Source organism: uncultured Chryseobacterium sp., assembly GCF_913776365.1.
Taxonomy (GTDB): domain Bacteria; phylum Bacteroidota; class Bacteroidia; order Flavobacteriales; family Weeksellaceae; genus Chryseobacterium.
The window spans coordinates 1-15,558 of record NZ_CAJYMO010000233.1; the positions used below are offsets into that span (position 1 = coordinate 1).

The following is a 15,558-nucleotide window of genomic DNA, read 5'->3' on the forward strand; positions in this document are numbered from 1 at the left end:
ACATCAGCGCCCATGATCTGCAGGTTGTTCACCAAATCATCAACTTCTATTTCCTTAAGGAAATCCTGAACCTTTTCTTTCGTCAACATAAACTAAATAAATTGTTTACAAATTTACGTAATTTTTAGCTATTTGGAATAAGTAAAAGGACTGATAGATATTTTCTTTTGTGAAAACGAATTTTATAGTACTTTAGGGAAATTTTAATTTTTATCTATGAAAAGGTTATTCATCATTCTTTTTGGGATCATTGCTCATAATCTGTTTTCGCAGCATTATTCGCAATATGTGAACCCATTTATCGGGACAGGCGGCCACGGGCATACGTTTCCGGGAGCCATTGTACCTTTCGGAATGGTACAGCTTTCTCCCGACACAAGAATCGACGGGAGCTGGGACGGCTGCAGCGGCTACCACTACTCCGATTCCGTGATCTACGGATTTTCCCATACCCACCTGAACGGAACAGGGGTTTCGGACTACGGCGACATCATGCTGATGCCGACGATGGGGAAACCAGGCCTGACTCCCAAAGAATATTCATCCTTATTTTCGCATAAAAATGAAAAAGCGACGGCCGGATTTTATTCGGTAAAACTGGATAAGCATAATATTGATGTGCGTTTAACCACGACCAAAAGAGTGGGTTACCATGAATATACCTTCAACAATGCCGGAGATGCGAATATTATTTTAGATTTAAATCACAGAGATAAATTGCTGGAAGGCGAAGTAAAGATTATTGACAGCAAAACCATTGAAGTTTTCAGAAGAAGTGAAGCCTGGGCGACCAATCAGTATATCTATGCCAGAATTGAGTTTTCCAAGCCGGTGAAAATTTCAAGGAAAACAGTGAACGGAAAGGAGGAAAACAATCTCTTCACGGGGACACAACTGGCACTGGCATTTTCTTCCACGGTTAAAAAAGGGGAAAAAATCGCTGTAAAAGTTTCCATTTCCCCGACAGGCTATGAAGGAGCCGGAAAAAATATGCTGGCAGAAGGAAAATCAAATGATTTTGAAACCGTAAGAAAGCAGGCTATGGCCGACTGGGATCAGGAACTGTCTAAAATCGAAGTGAAATCGTCCGACAAAGATAAGCTGGCCGTTTTTTACACGGCGATGTATCACGTTTTCACCCAGCCGAACATCAATATGGATGCAGACGGAAAATACAGGGGTCGCGACGACAAATTTTATATGGCCAAAGGATTCGGTTATTATTCGGTATTCTCGCTTTGGGATACGTTCAGAGGTGCCCATCCGTTGATGACCCTGATCGACCGCAAAAGAACGGCAGATTTTATCAATACTTTTATTAAACAATACGAACAGGGCGGAAAACTTCCGGTTTGGGAACTCGCTTCCAACGAAACGGAATGCATGATCGGTTACCATTCGGTTTCCGTGATTGCCGATGCAATGGCCAAAGGAATCACCGGGTTTGATTATGAAAAAGCCTTTGAAGCCTCCAAACATTCCGCAATGCTGGATATTTTCGGGTTGAATGCTTACAAGCAGAACAACTTCATCAGCATTGACGATGAGCATGAAAGCGTTTCCAAAACCGTAGAATATGCCTATGACGACTGGTGCATTGCTCAGATGGCTAAAATTTTAGGCAAAAAAGAAGATTACCAGTATTTCATGAAGCGCTCCCAGAACTGGAAGAACCTGTACAATCCCAAAAATGGGTTTATGCAGCCGCGAAAGAACGGGAACTGGTATGAGCCTTTTGAGCCGAGAGAAGTAAACAACAATTACACGGAAGGAAATTCCTGGCACTACTCCTATTCCGTTCAGCAGGATATCCCGGGACTGATTGCCGCACATGGCGGAAAGGAAAAATTCGAACAGTTTATCGATGCTATTTTTGCCGCACCGGATAAGACTACTGGCCGGGAACAAGTAGATATCACAGGGTTGATCGGGCAATATGCCCAGGGGAATGAGCCGAGCCATCATATCGCCTATCTCTACAATTACGTAGGAAAACCGGAAAAAACGGATGCCAAAATAAAATTCATCCTGGATAATTATTATAAAAACGCGCCGGACGGACTGATTGGCAATGAAGATTGCGGCCAGATGAGCGCCTGGTATATTTTAAGTGCGATGGGAATTTATGCCGTAACTCCCGGGTTGCCTGAATGGCAGACAACCACACCGTATTTTGATGAGATTAAAATTCACCTGGAAGACGGAACCACCAGAACCATCACCAAAAATACGGGACGAGAAGAACTGAAAAAGTTAGGTTTTGAAAATGTAAAATCGTTCAGGGATTTTAAATATGATGAACTGACCGCCTCTCCCGTTATTGCGGCGGCAAGAATTTTCGACCTGAATACGAAAGTGGAAATTACTGCACTGAATCCTGATGATAAAATCTACTACATGACATTGGATGAAGGCGATGCCAATGTAAGAAAAACATTCATCGCTTACAAAGGACCGTTTACGATCACGAAAACCACCCAGGTGTCAGCGTATGCGGAAAGAAACGGTGAAAAAAGCTCTGTGGTAACCGCTGCTTTCAACAGAAGGCCGAACAACTGGGACATTACGGTGAATTCAACCCCGACTCCGCAATATACGGCGAGCGGAAAACTGTCTTTGATCGACGGAATCAACGGGGATGCCAACTGGAGAAAAGGCGAATGGCTCGGTTACCAGGGCCAGACCTTTGAAGCGGTGATCGATATGAAATCGCCTCAGGACATTACCCGCCTATCATCCACTTATCTCCAGGACAGCAGGGCATGGATTTTAATGCCGAAAAAAGTGGAATACTATGCATCCAACAACGGAAAAGATTTCATTCTGCTGAAAACCGTAGACAATATGCTGAATCCGAAAGATGAAACGCCTCAGGTAAAAGATTTCACGGTAGACATCCTGCCAACGCAGGCGCGTTATGTAAAAGTAAAAGCCTATCATTTCGGCAAGCTTCCGGACTGGCACCAGGGCGCGGGCGGCGATGCTTATATCTTCATTGATGAGATTTCTGTGAAATAAGTGTTGATTATGAAAAAATTATTCTCGTTGTTATTTTTGACGCTGTGCATAATAACCATCTCTGCATGCAAATGTAAAAGAGATCCGTTGGCAGAGAACTATCTGGCTGCAGATGTTGCAGGAATTATCCGGATTAAGAAAGTGTATGGTGAAAATACGGAGCAAAGAACCTATAAAGCAGACATTAAATTTGAGAAAATCTATAAAGGCAAAGAGTTTAAAATACTCCATGTGCGCGGCCTTATCGACAATTCGTATTCGGGAGCATGTGAGATTGATATAAAGCCAGGTGAAACGTATCTTATCTTATTGAATAAATACAATGGTGAATATTCTATTTCTGCCTGTTCCCCAAAATACAGGTTTGATATGAAGAAGGAAAAGGCGACCGCAAAAGCTTTAGGAAAAACCTTTGCTTATCTCGATAAAAACAAATCTAAATTTATAGGGTTTAAGTTTACAACATGCTTCGATGAATTACAGAAAGGTGACAGGTCCGACCTTTCTGCAATTGGAGACTTTTCGCCGAAAAACCCTTTTGCCATTTATAAGGTGAAAATAAATGATCTTTCAAAGATTGAAGAACTTACTCCGCTGGCAACTTTCGGGGATAAGGATCAGGAGGTGGAAACTATTCTCAGGAGAAACATGATAGTCGAGTCTCCCATGTTTGTCAATAAAGAACCGGGAAAAGAATTTCTGATACTGCTTTTATATATGCCGGATAATATCAGAACCAAGTACGGAGAAATAATCAACGCCGAATGGTAAAAAATTAAACCTCTTTCTACGGGAAGAGGTTTATTTTTACTCGACAGTTCAATTGATCCGATAACTCCCTGTTCAAAAATTCTAGAGAACCGATCCTTTTTCCGGTAATTAGGCGGTTGAGAGAAGTTCCATCCTTTTAGCTGAATTTGTACGTCAGGATTCACCCGGTGCTTGTGATCGCACCATTTCAGGGCTTTATATAGGCTTTCCATTTTAGAATATCATTTCAGCCTTAGAGGGGTAAATAGCGCAAAATTTAATTTTAAAACACCGTCTTTTCCGACCAGTTCAATTTATCCGGCAGTTGCCTGTCTGAAAATTCAATATGGATCACTCTTCTCCTGTTTCCATTGGTTGTGCGGTTGGAGCCGTGCAGAAGTAAGGGTTTCATGATCATGATGCCGCCGCTTTCCACGTTGCAGATTTCTTCCGTTTCAATGTTCCAGTCGATCGTCTCCGGGCGGTAAATGCCTTTGGCGTGGGATCCGGGAACTATTTTGAGGGCTCCGTTGTTTTCATCCGTATCATCAAGGTGAATCCGGATCGTGTATATGTTTTTCAGGATATCCAGCGGCGGCTGAACAGCAAACTGATTCTGCTTGGTTGTCCAGGGTCCGAATCCTTCCAGCTGCATTTTTTGATTTACTGAAATCGTCAGGTCCTGATGATAGGCCACATACCAGTTTGAGGTTTCAGGCTTATCGAAGTAAATGCTTTTCACCACAAAATACTTATTTCCGAAAATCTCCCTGATTACCTTTTTCATATTTTCGGTAAAGATAAGATCCTGTACTCCGGGAATTTCCTTGAGGAACTGGCGGATGGCAAATAAGTCTTCTGATTTTCGGAAAGTTTCCTTTGAGATATCTATGTTTTGAATCACTTCGATAATTCTCCGGATTTCATAATCGGAAAAAATAGTGTTGATCACCGTGAATCCTTTTTCCTGGATGATGTTTTTATGATTTTGCAGATTCATTATAAAAAATTTAGAAGCGATTTATTTTTTATCTCTCAAAATAAATGGTCAATAATGAAATATAAAATTCACTATTGACCACTCACGAGCATCAGCTGCGATTTGTATTTTACAGGTTTCCGCCGTGGTTATCTAATTGTCCCTCCCACTTGGAAACGGCTGAAGTCGCCAGGGCATTTCCCAGCACATTCGTCATGCTTCTTCCCATATCACAGAAATGGTCGATCGGCAGGATCAAAGCAATCCCTTCCGGCGGAATTCCGAACATCGAACAGGTGGCCACAATAATGACCAGGGAAGCTCTCGGAACCCCGGCGATCCCTTTGGACGTCAGCATCAATACCAGAAGCATGGTGATCTGCTGCCCGACAGTCATTTCGATTCCGTAGATCTGGGCGATAAAAATAGAAGCAAAGGTCATGTACATCATGCTTCCGTCCAGGTTAAAAGAATAGCCTAACGGAAGAATAAACGATACCACACGGTTGTTGCACCCGAACCTTTCCAGTTCTTCTACCAGCTTCGGGAAAACAGCTTCCGAACTTGTGGTGGAAAAAGCGATCAGCAGAGGCTCTTTAATCCTTCGCAATAATTCAAAAAGGCGGTTTCCTATAATCAGGTAGCCCACCAGCAGAAGAGCCAGCCAAAGGATACCCAGGGCAAAGAAAAAGTCTCTCAGATAGATTGCATACACTTTAAAGATCTCAAATCCGTTGGTGGCCACCACAGCGGCAATCGCTCCGAGTACCCCCAGCGGGGCAAACCACATGATGTAGCCCACCATTTTCAGTATTCCGTGGGCCACGATATCAAACAGCTTTACAACAGGCTGTGCATACTCGTCTCCCAGATTGGCCAGTGCAATCCCAAACATGATGGAGAAGACCACGATCTGCAGCACTTCATTAGTCGCAAAAGCCTCGAAAATACTTTTAGGAATGATGTGTTTCACGAAATCTTCCATGGAAAAACCTTTGCTGCTTTTCAGGAGTTCTTCGGCAGAAGCGGCATCCTGAATCGGCAGTTTGGTCACATGGCCCGGCTCCAGCCAGTTTACCAGCATCAGACCAATGAAAAGGGAAACCAGGGAAGCGGAAATAAACCACAGCATGGCTTTGGTACCTACCCTTCCGATCATTTTAATATCGCTCATTTTGGCAATTCCCACGACGAGCGTAGTAAATACCAGCGGGGCAATGATCATCTGAACCAGGCGGATAAAGACCGTTCCCAGCAGCTTTATGTTTTTGGAAAAGGGCTCTGCACTTTCAGGATACTGCACATGCACCAGTCCGCCGATGGCCACGCCCAGGATCAGGGCAATGACAATGGCTATAAATAGTTTATTCTGTCCTTTCATATCAATAATTCAAGTTTCGCAAATATAATATTTTTACAATTGCCCGGCGATTTAGTTTATGCCTGTTTATTCCGGAGCAAAATAAAAACAAGATAAAAATTAAATAATTGATTAACAATATATTACATAAATAAAATGCAGGCTTTACCTATTTTTGGGTATTTGGTATGCATTTTACTGTTATATTTATCTGTATTAACAACATTATCAAAATATACAACTATGAAAAAAACGATCGCAATGGCCGCTCTGGCCGTAGCCGTATCTTTCGGATCCGTTTCATGTAAAAAGAAAGTTTCAGATGCCGACCTCCAGACCCAGGCCACAACTATTGTTACTTCCAATCCGGGAGCTTCAGTGGAAATAAAAGACGGTGTTGCCCACCTGAGCGGGACTTTTGAAACCCAGGAAGCGAAAGACGCCATGATCAAGCAGCTGAAAGCCATCAACGGCGTAAAAGACGTGCATGACATGGCTACTGTAGCTCCTGCAGCATCTGCAATGAACACACCTGTTGAAACCCAGTCTGCCGTAGACCCTATGGTACAGCAGAAAGTACAGGATGCTGTGAAAGATATTCCGGGTGTAAAAGTGGAAGTCGTTAACGGAGAGCTTACCCTCATCGGGAACATTTCTTCTTCCGATGCCAGAAAGGTAAAAGAATCGGTAGATGCCCTGAAAGTAGGAAAAGTAAATTATAATTACACCGTAAAAAAATAACCCGAAATGAGCACATTACAGGATAAATATTCAAGCGTTGTTTCTGCTGCACAGTCTGCAGGAATTTCCGGCCTTCAGGTTCAGGAACAGGATGGCATTTTATATGTTTCAGGAAGTGCTTCCAATACCGCAGCCAAAGATGCAGTATGGAACGCCCTCGGAGCTATTGACTCCTCTTATTCCGCATCTGACATCAATATTGATGTACAGGTTTCAGGACTCAATACCGGAGCCTTCCTTACCGTAGCTACGGATGAATCCAATCTTAACATCAGACAGGAACCTTCTACCGATGCCGCTATTGTAGGGAAAGTAGAGAAAGGCTCTTCGGTAACCCTGGTAGAACAGACCTCTGACGACTGGTGGAAAGTAAAAACCGAAAAAGGACAGGAAGGGTATGCCTACTCAAGGTATCTGAGAGCATAAACATGCCCCATTTATACAAAAAAACATCTCTGCGGAGATGTTTTTTGTTTTTTATTAACACTTATTGAAAAATTTACTTTAAACATTAACGCTCTTTAACTTCACAGCCTGTTTCACGACTTTCTTTTTTTTCTAATTTTGCAGCACCAATAACCATCTGAACATGAAGAAACTTCTGCTGCTGCTCACTTTGTTTTTTAATTTCCTATTCCTAGGTGCGCAAAAACTGGCCATTGACGGTAAGATTGTAAATTTTGAAAAAAAACCGGTAGAAAATGCAACGGTCTACCTGCTCAGGGAAAAGGATTCTTCCATCATTAATTACACTTCCACCAACCGCGAAGGCCGTTTCTCATTGAAAACCGATGAAATAAACGAACCCAGCATCCTGAAAGCAGATGCCGATAAACTGATTTCCTACTCAAAACGCATGGATAAAATCAATGGTTCCTTATCCCTGGGCGATATCGAGCTCGATAAAAATTCCGTAACCCATATTGAAGAAATAAAACTGACCGCCTCGCCGGTGAAGATTAAAAAGGATACCATTGAATTCAATGCCTCCTCTATCAAAGTGCGTCCTGACAGTAAAATTGAGGAACTGCTGAAACAGATCCCGGGCGTAGAAATCAGCAATGAAGGAAAAATCACGGTCAACGGAAAGGAAGCCGACCAGATCCTCGTGAACGGGAAGCCTTTTTTCGATAAAGACGGAAAAGTAGCCCTGCAGAACCTGCCTGCCGATATCATCAAAAGCATACAGTTTACCACCACCAAAACAAAGGAAGAGGAACTGAACGGAAATGCGGCAACCTCCAATAATGCTACCATCAACTTCAATATCGATGAGAAGAAGAACAAGGGGCTGCTGTCCAGGCTGACGCTCGGATACGGTTCGGATAAGCGGTACGAAACCAGCGGACTGCTGAGTTATTTTAAAAATGACACTAAGATCAGCCTCCTGGCTTCCTCGAACAATATCAATTCCCAGGGATTTTCCAATGACGAGATCTTCGACAGTATGGGAAGGGGCAGGAATTCCTGGCTCATGCAGGGCTCCCGTGTTGTGAGAAGCGGAAGCTCAACGTATTATGTACAGAGCGCAAACCAGAAGGGCATTCAGCGGTCGACGACCATCGGGCTCAATTACAGTGATCAATTCGGAAAGCAGACAGACCTGGAAAATCTCAGCCTGATCCACCTGGACAATAACCTGAAAACCCGGTCCAAGGTTTCAAGGACTACTTTCCTGACAGACGATGTCCTGAAAACCAATTCTGAAAACGAAGGCGAAAATGAATCCAGGCAATATAATGTTGATCTCGCAGCAAGGGTAAAACTGGATTCCCTTACCAGCGTCTATTTTTCACCTTCTTTTTCAAGAACGGAGGGGTTCGACGACAACCGGTCCAGCTCCGCTACCTTCAGAAATAATCTGCTGGCAAATGAAAGCAATGCCTACACCCATACCGATTCAGAAAGCAATACCTTTAGCCCCAATATCTATTTTTCCAAACAATTCAGCAAAAAAGGAAGAAGGATGTCGGTAAATATGAACAGTGAAATCGGTGACGCTAAAAATAATACCCTGACCCGCTCCCGCAACATTTTCTATCAGGGATCCAATACCAGCGATAACAGGGACCAGATAATCCGGAATAAAAACCAGAACGACTCCTACCGCTTCAGTGCAGACTATACGGAACCTGTGTCAGATTCCCTCTATATCAGTTTCGGTATGAATTATGAAGCTGCCGCTACCCGGAACGAAAGAGAGGTAAATGATTATGACGACAATACCGGAAGATATACCCGCTACAATTCCGTTCTGTCCAACAGGATGAACCAGCGCATCAATAAAATTTCCCCGCAGCTGTCTTTTGAGCTGAATAAGAAAAAAATAAATGCATGGGGTTCCTTCAATGCTGAAATTACCGATATGGCTGTCCGTTCCGCCTTTACCGGACAGGAATACGGCCTGCAGAAAAATTTTGTCCTTCCCACATACAATACCGGGCTCCGGTACCAGTTTTCAGAAAGCAGCAGTATGAGCCTCTACAATTTTTCAGATGTTGCGATTCCTACCGCAGAACAGCTGTCTCCGTATCTTGATGTATCAAACCCACTGGTTACCTATCAGGGAAACCCGGAACTGAAAAATGCATGGAACAACATGACGTATCTTTACCTGAATAATTTCAACAGGGTAAAAAATACCAGCTATTATATCAATGCCGGGTTTACATACAAGGCTAATGACATCATCAATGCCTCTTATTTCGACGAATCCGGAAGGCAGCGCATCACTTACGTCAATGCCAACGGAAACAAGAGCCTGAACCTTGGCGGAAGTTTCAGCAAAACCTTTAAATGGAAGGAAGTTCATAAACTTACGGTAAGCCCGAAATTCAATATGTACTATAACTTCACCAGAGGACTGATCGACGGACAGGAATTTGCCAGCAACTCCTACAACCTGAATCCCGGGCTGAACTTTACATACGAACTCAAAGATAAAATCATCATCAAACCTTCTTATTCGGTTTCGTATAATTTTTCAAATTATCAGAATTATAATGTTGACCGGATAAGGAACAGTTACCAGACCCTGCGGCTGGAGATGACCAATTACCTGTTCCGGAGCAGGCTGGTACTGGGGAATGACTTCGAATACAACACCAACTCCAATATTGCAGCAGGATTCAAAAAGGATTTCTACTTCTGGAATACCAGTGTAGGATATTCATTCTTTAATAAACAGCTGACGGCAAAAGTAAAGGTATATGACGTCTTGAACCAGAACCAGAGTGTAAGAAGAACCATTACCAACACCTACTTTGAAGACCGGGACGACCTCATCCTGAAACGGTACGTGATGTTCTCCCTTACCATGAAGCTGAACAAATTCGCAGGAAAGAAAACACAAAACTAAATATCACACCCTTTGGCCGGACTCAGTTCCGGCCATTTTCCTTGAATGACCTGCGGATGAGGACATCTGCCCGGCTTGATGATACCTGAAGGCAAGCAAGTGTAGTGTCTGCACCGGCAGATGATTACGGCTAAAAAACGGTTCAGAATAAAATCCGGTTTTTATATTTCCCTGTTTTTGATCTGCCAAAGCATACCTTCCAAAACTATTAAATCATTAAATTAGCCCAAAATTTCATCTATGAACTTCCGATATTCATTTTTACTGCTGCTGCTTTTCTTATCCGGGAATGCACAGACCCAGCAGCCTGATACTTTTGTAAAGGACAATTTTACCAAAAAGGAATTCTATATCCCGATGCGCGACGGTATAAAGCTCTTTACATCGGTATACATCCCGAAAGACATTTCAAATAAAAACAAATACCCTTTCCTGATGCAGAGAACCTGCTACAGCATTGCACCTTACGGGGAAAATGAATACAAAACGAAACTGGGTCCTAATTCCTATTTAATGAAAGACAAATACATCTTCGTTTTCCAGGATGTACGCGGAAGGTATATGAGTGAAGGCACCTTTACTAATATGACCCCGCAGGTGGACCATAAGACCAAAAAAGATGTGGATGAAAGTACCGATACCTACGATACCATCGACTACCTGCTGAAAAACATCAAAGACAATAACGGAAAAGTAGGACAGTACGGAACTTCCTACCCCGGTTTTTATACTGCCGTTGGCGTTCTCTCACAGCATCCGGCATTGGTTGCATCTTCTCCGCAGGCCCCGATTTCCGATTTCTGGAATGACGATTTCCTTCACAACGGAAAAGTGACCCTGGGCTACTTCAGGACATTCCCGGTTTTCGGAGTGCAGAAAACGAAACCTGAGAACAAAGCCTGGTACAATGGCTCCATGATCAAAGCCACTTCCGAAGACGGGCTGAAATTCTACCGCGATATGGGAACCCTGAAAGACGGCTACGAAAAATATTACAAAGACAATTTCTTCCTGACCGAGATCATGAACCATCCGGATTATGACGGATTCTGGCAGAAAAGAAGCCTTCTTCCCCATCTTAAAAACGTGAACCATGCCGTAATGACTGTGGGCGGATGGTTTGATGCAGAAGATCTTTCCGGCCCGCTGAACATTTACAAGACCATCGAAAAGACAAGCCCGAAAGCCAAAAACACCATCGTGATGGGGCCTTTCTCGCATGGGGCATGGTCGTATGAACAGGGAAAACACTTCCATAACCAGATTTACTTCGGCGACAGCATTGCTACCTACTACCAGAAAAATATCGAAACCAAATTCTTCAACCATTATCTAAAAGGGGATACAAAAAAAGATGCCGGCCTGCCGGAAGCATTGATGTATGACACCGGAGCTAAACAATGGAAGGAATTTGCCGCTTATCCTCCGAAAGAAGCTCAAAAAATAAATTTCTACCTGTCGAAAGGAACCCTTACCAACAGGGCAGGACAGGGATTTTCTGAATATTACAGCGATCCGGGCAACCCGGTGCTCAGCTCCGATAACCTGAAAGATTTCAACGGCTTTACCCCAAGGAATTATATGTCCGAAGACCAGCGCTTTGCCGAAGGCCGGCCGGACGTCCTGACTTTCACTACGGATGCGTTAACAGACGACCTTACCTTTGCGGGAGAGATCATGGCAAAACTGAATGTGGCCTCTACCTCCACCGATGCGGATTTTGCCGTGAAAGTAATCGATATCTACCCGGAAGACTTCAGGCCCGCAGAAAAGAAAGAAGGCGTGGTGTACGGAAACTACCACCAGATGGTAAGAAGTGAAATCATGCCGGCAAGGTTCAGGAATTCAAGAGAAAAAGGTGAAGCATTGGTACCCGGCCAAAAAACAGCCGTGAATTTCAGGCTCCAGGATGTGGTGCATACCTTTAAAAAAGGCCATAAAATCCAGATCCAGATCAGCAGTACCTGGTTCCCGCTGTTTGCCGTCAACCCGCAGAAATTTATGGAAAACCCTAATTTTGCAACCAAAGAAGACTATACGAAAGCCCTGATCAGGATATTTGATGACAGTGCGATCGAAGCACAGGTCCTGAAATAAAAAATACCTGTCCATGAATAACAATGGCGGCTGAAGTTTTCAGGCCGCCATTTTTTTCAGCTGTTTTTATCATCATCATCATTCAATGATGGTCCTGAAAGTAAGGTTTATTCTCGGGGATTTTACTTTGGTGGTCGGAGGAAGCCGGTGCAGCCAGTGGTCCTGTGTAGTGCCTTTCATCACGAGAAGACTTCCGTTTTCCAGAAACACTTCTGCCTTTTCTCCGGTAGATTTATGTTTAAAGACGAATTTCCTTTCCGCCCCGAAAGAAACGGATGCAATGGCCCCATGCTTTTTCAGGTCTTTTTCGGCATCGCTGTGATAGGCCATTCCTTCGCTGCCGTCATGATACAGGTTCAGGAGACAGGAATTATAGGTTTCCCCCGTTACGGCTTCGCATTTCTGCTTCAGGCTCAGGAGTTCCGGCGTCCACAGCTTTGCAAGCTTGGTGCGTCCGGAATACGTATATGCAAAGGCTTTCTCCCCGAACCAGGCTACTTTTCTTTTCGTGAGGATCAGCTTTCCGAAAATCATGGCCTCGTCATTGTCCCAGGGGATCTGATGAAGCAGATACTCATGATTTTTTTGGATTTCCTCTCCGGAAAAAACTTTTCCGTAATACAGGGCCGTCCCGTCGTGAGGCAGAAGATTGGAAGGCGTCCCGGCCGCCTCTTCGGAAAAACTAAATAAATTCATCATAATACAATACGGACTACCGGAAAAAAACACGACGTCCGGTTTTATAATCATTTTAACCCGTATAAAGTTACGGAACTTTATCAGATCAACGGATCTCATTTTTCAGATCCTGCCATTTTCCATTTCAACAGATTGCTCTTAAAAAAACAGACAATCGAGAGACTGTCTTACAGAAGCATTTTTTATTTTGTAATTTTGGTAAAAATAAAATTCATGGAACTATCTGCTATTGAACCGCAGGTCATCTGGAAAAACTTCGCCAGGCTGAACGCGGTTCCGAGACCTTCAAAGAAAGAAGAAAAAGTAATTGCCTTCATCAAAGCATTCGGGGAAAACCTCGGACTTGAAACCACGGTGGACGAAACCGGCAATGTGATCATTAAAAAACCTGCCACTGCGGGAATGGAAGACCGGAAGACCGTAGTCCTCCAATCGCATCTCGATATGGTTTGCCAGAAAAACAATGATGTGAACTTCGATTTTGAAACGGAAGGCATCAGAATGGAAATCGACGGCGATTGGGTAAAGGCGAAAGGAACGACCCTGGGCGCTGACAACGGGCTGGGCGTAGCCACCATCATGTCTGTCCTGGAAAGTTCAGACATTCCGCACCCGGCGCTGGAAGCCCTTTTCACGATTGATGAAGAAACGGGAATGACCGGAGCCTTAGGCCTGAAGCCGGGACAGCTGACCGGCCAGATCCTGCTGAACCTTGACACGGAAGAAGATGACGAAATCGATATCGGCTGTGCCGGAGGAATTGATGTTACCATCAGCAAAAATTACGCAACCGAAGCGTCTGCAGGACAGATCATCAGGTTTGAAGTGAAAGGGCTTCAGGGCGGACACTCAGGAATGGATATCAACAAAGGCTTCGGAAATGCCAACATTATCCTGGGAAGACTGCTTTACAAAGCAATGGAAAAAGAAAACCTCCAGCTGATCTCCATTGACGGCGGTGGATTGAGGAATGCCATTCCGAGAGAAGCTTCGGCCACTGCCTCCGTAAGAAATGCGGCAGAAGTAATTGAAGCCATCACCGAAGGCCTGAAAAAAGAAATAGAAGCAGAGTTTGCCGCTGTGGAACCGAACCTCTACCTCAATATCGAAAACTTCACCACTTCAGAAAAAGCAGTTTCCGAAACGGATTCAAGAAGTATTATCTTAACCTTAAAATCGCTGCATAACGGCGTATACCGGATGAGCCCAGATGTAAAGGATCTGGTGGAATCCTCCAACAATGTGGCAAGGGTGGAATTGAAAGAAGGTGCTTTGAAAATCCTCAACCTTTCCCGGTCTTCTGTGGAATCTTCCAAATATTCCGTAGCCGAACAGCTGAAATCGGTGGCCGAACTGGCCGGAATGCACGTAGAATTCAGCGGTTCCTATCCGGGATGGAAGCCCAAACCGGGTTCCGGAATCGTTCAGCTGATGGAAAAGATCTATGTGGAAAAATTCGGAGAGCGTCCCCATGTCGTAGCCTGTCATGCCGGCCTGGAATGCGGCATTATCGGGGCCCATTATCCTGAAATGGAAATGGTGAGCTTCGGACCCACCATCAGGGGCGCCCACTCTCCCGATGAGAAAGCCAGTATTTCCTCAGCACAGAAATTCTGGGTATTTACCCGGGATATTTTAGCGAATATTCCACAGAAATAACAGAGGTAACAACTGCTAAACCGGTTGTTCTTTCTATACAGAACCCTTTTAGTGTCTGAAATACTGAAAGGGTTTTTAAATTCAAAACTTTAAAAACATGAAAATAAAAAGCATTACCGTTTTCTGCGGATCCAGCCTGGGTTCAGAAAATATATATCAGGAACAGGCCGCTTTGCTGGGACAGGCACTGGCAGCACAGGACATCCGGCTGATCTATGGCGGGGCCAACGTAGGGCTCATGGGTGCGGTGGCTGACGGCTGCTTACAGGCCGGCGGATCAGTGACCGGCGTTCTTCCCTATTTTTTACAATCCAAAGAAATTGCCCATACCGGACTGACGGAACTGGTGTTGGTAGAGACGATGCATGAAAGGAAGACCACCATGAACGACCTCTGCGACGGCGTCATCATGCTTCCCGGCGGCTACGGAACCCTGGAGGAATTCTTTGAGATGATTACCTGGGCACAGCTCGGCCTTCACCAAAAACCAATCGGCATCCTGAACATCGGTGGGTTTTATGATGATCTGATTAAAATGGTCCGGACGATGGTGGATAAAGGTTTCCTGAAACAGATCAATCAGGATATGATGCTGATCAGCGGAAATATTGATGACCTGCTGGAAATGATGAAGAATTATGAAGCACCGACAGTCGGGAAATGGATTTCCAGGGATGAGGTGTAACTGACTTTGGAAAGGGTTTTCCATTTTAGCGTAAAATTTGCAGGTTCTTAAGTAAGTCAATTCATAGTAATTTATCCATTAAATAAGAGTTTATCCATATGGCTGACGAATATCTGAATCAGATTCTGGCAGAATATAAAGAACGTTACGCTCTCTATTCCGGCTTGGGTTCCAAAGTGGAGCAGATGCTGAAAAAACTATGCAGGAAAATT

The 15,558-nt window shown here is 44.0% G+C and carries 11 protein-coding genes; 8 read left to right on the top strand and 3 right to left on the bottom strand.

Annotated features, from left to right (window positions below; all coding sequences use genetic code 11):
- Window positions 1-216 precede the first annotated feature (216 nt).
- On the top strand, window positions 217-3,018 hold the full coding sequence (locus tag QZ735_RS12010; protein ID WP_294248681.1) for a GH92 family glycosyl hydrolase: 2,802 nt from the start codon (window positions 217-219) through the stop codon (window positions 3,016-3,018).
- 87 nt (window positions 3,019-3,105) lie between these two features.
- The gene (locus tag QZ735_RS12015) at window positions 3,106-3,789 is read left to right on the top strand and encodes a hypothetical protein (protein WP_294248684.1); all 684 of its coding nucleotides are present in this window, start codon (window positions 3,106-3,108) and stop codon (window positions 3,787-3,789) included.
- A 262-nt stretch (window positions 3,790-4,051) separates the two neighbouring features.
- Here QZ735_RS12015 and QZ735_RS12020 read toward each other — a convergent pair whose 3' ends face one another.
- Together QZ735_RS12020 and QZ735_RS12025 are read right to left on the bottom strand one after the other, a co-directional pair.
- Entirely contained in the window at window positions 4,052-4,768 is a 717-nt protein-coding gene (locus tag QZ735_RS12020; protein ID WP_294248686.1) for a phytanoyl-CoA dioxygenase family protein, read from the bottom strand.
- A 109-nt stretch (window positions 4,769-4,877) separates the two neighbouring features.
- Window positions 4,878-6,128 (bottom strand): cation:dicarboxylase symporter family transporter, encoded by a 1,251-nt coding sequence (locus QZ735_RS12025; RefSeq protein ID WP_294248689.1) that lies wholly within the window; start codon window positions 6,126-6,128, stop codon window positions 4,878-4,880.
- A gap of 222 nt (window positions 6,129-6,350) precedes the next feature.
- On the opposite strand from QZ735_RS12025, the gene QZ735_RS12030 reads away from it, so the two are divergent.
- The 4 genes from QZ735_RS12030 (at window position 6,351) to QZ735_RS12045 (ending at window position 12,303) form a co-directional block, all read left to right on the top strand.
- Entirely contained in the window at window positions 6,351-6,848 is a 498-nt protein-coding gene (locus QZ735_RS12030; RefSeq protein WP_294248692.1) for a BON domain-containing protein, read from the top strand.
- 6 nt (window positions 6,849-6,854) lie between these two features.
- Window positions 6,855-7,274: an SH3 domain-containing protein gene (locus QZ735_RS12035; protein WP_294248695.1), complete on the top strand. Its 420-nt coding sequence runs from the start codon at window positions 6,855-6,857 to the stop codon at window positions 7,272-7,274.
- Window positions 7,275-7,437: 163 nt separating this feature from the next.
- Window positions 7,438-10,206 carry a TonB-dependent receptor gene (locus QZ735_RS12040; protein ID WP_294248697.1) on the top strand — a complete coding sequence of 923 codons (2,769 nt, stop codon included), beginning with the start codon at window positions 7,438-7,440 and terminating at the stop codon, window positions 10,204-10,206.
- 240 nt (window positions 10,207-10,446) lie between these two features.
- Window positions 10,447-12,303, top strand: coding sequence for a CocE/NonD family hydrolase (locus QZ735_RS12045; protein ID WP_294248698.1), 1,857 nt, complete (start codon window positions 10,447-10,449; stop codon window positions 12,301-12,303).
- Window positions 12,304-12,381: 78 nt separating this feature from the next.
- Here the strand turns inward: QZ735_RS12045 and QZ735_RS12050 are convergent, their stop codons facing one another.
- On the bottom strand, window positions 12,382-12,999 hold the full coding sequence (locus QZ735_RS12050; RefSeq protein WP_294248703.1) for an alpha-ketoglutarate-dependent dioxygenase AlkB: 618 nt from the start codon (window positions 12,997-12,999) through the stop codon (window positions 12,382-12,384).
- 216 nt (window positions 13,000-13,215) lie between these two features.
- Between QZ735_RS12050 and QZ735_RS12055 the strand changes: the two genes are divergently transcribed.
- The gene (locus QZ735_RS12055; protein WP_294248701.1) at window positions 13,216-14,661 is read left to right on the top strand and encodes an aminoacyl-histidine dipeptidase; all 1,446 of its coding nucleotides are present in this window, start codon (window positions 13,216-13,218) and stop codon (window positions 14,659-14,661) included.
- A 103-nt stretch (window positions 14,662-14,764) separates the two neighbouring features.
- Entirely contained in the window at window positions 14,765-15,346 is a 582-nt protein-coding gene (locus QZ735_RS12060; RefSeq protein ID WP_294248705.1) for a TIGR00730 family Rossman fold protein, read from the top strand.
- Window positions 15,347-15,558 lie beyond the last annotated feature (212 nt).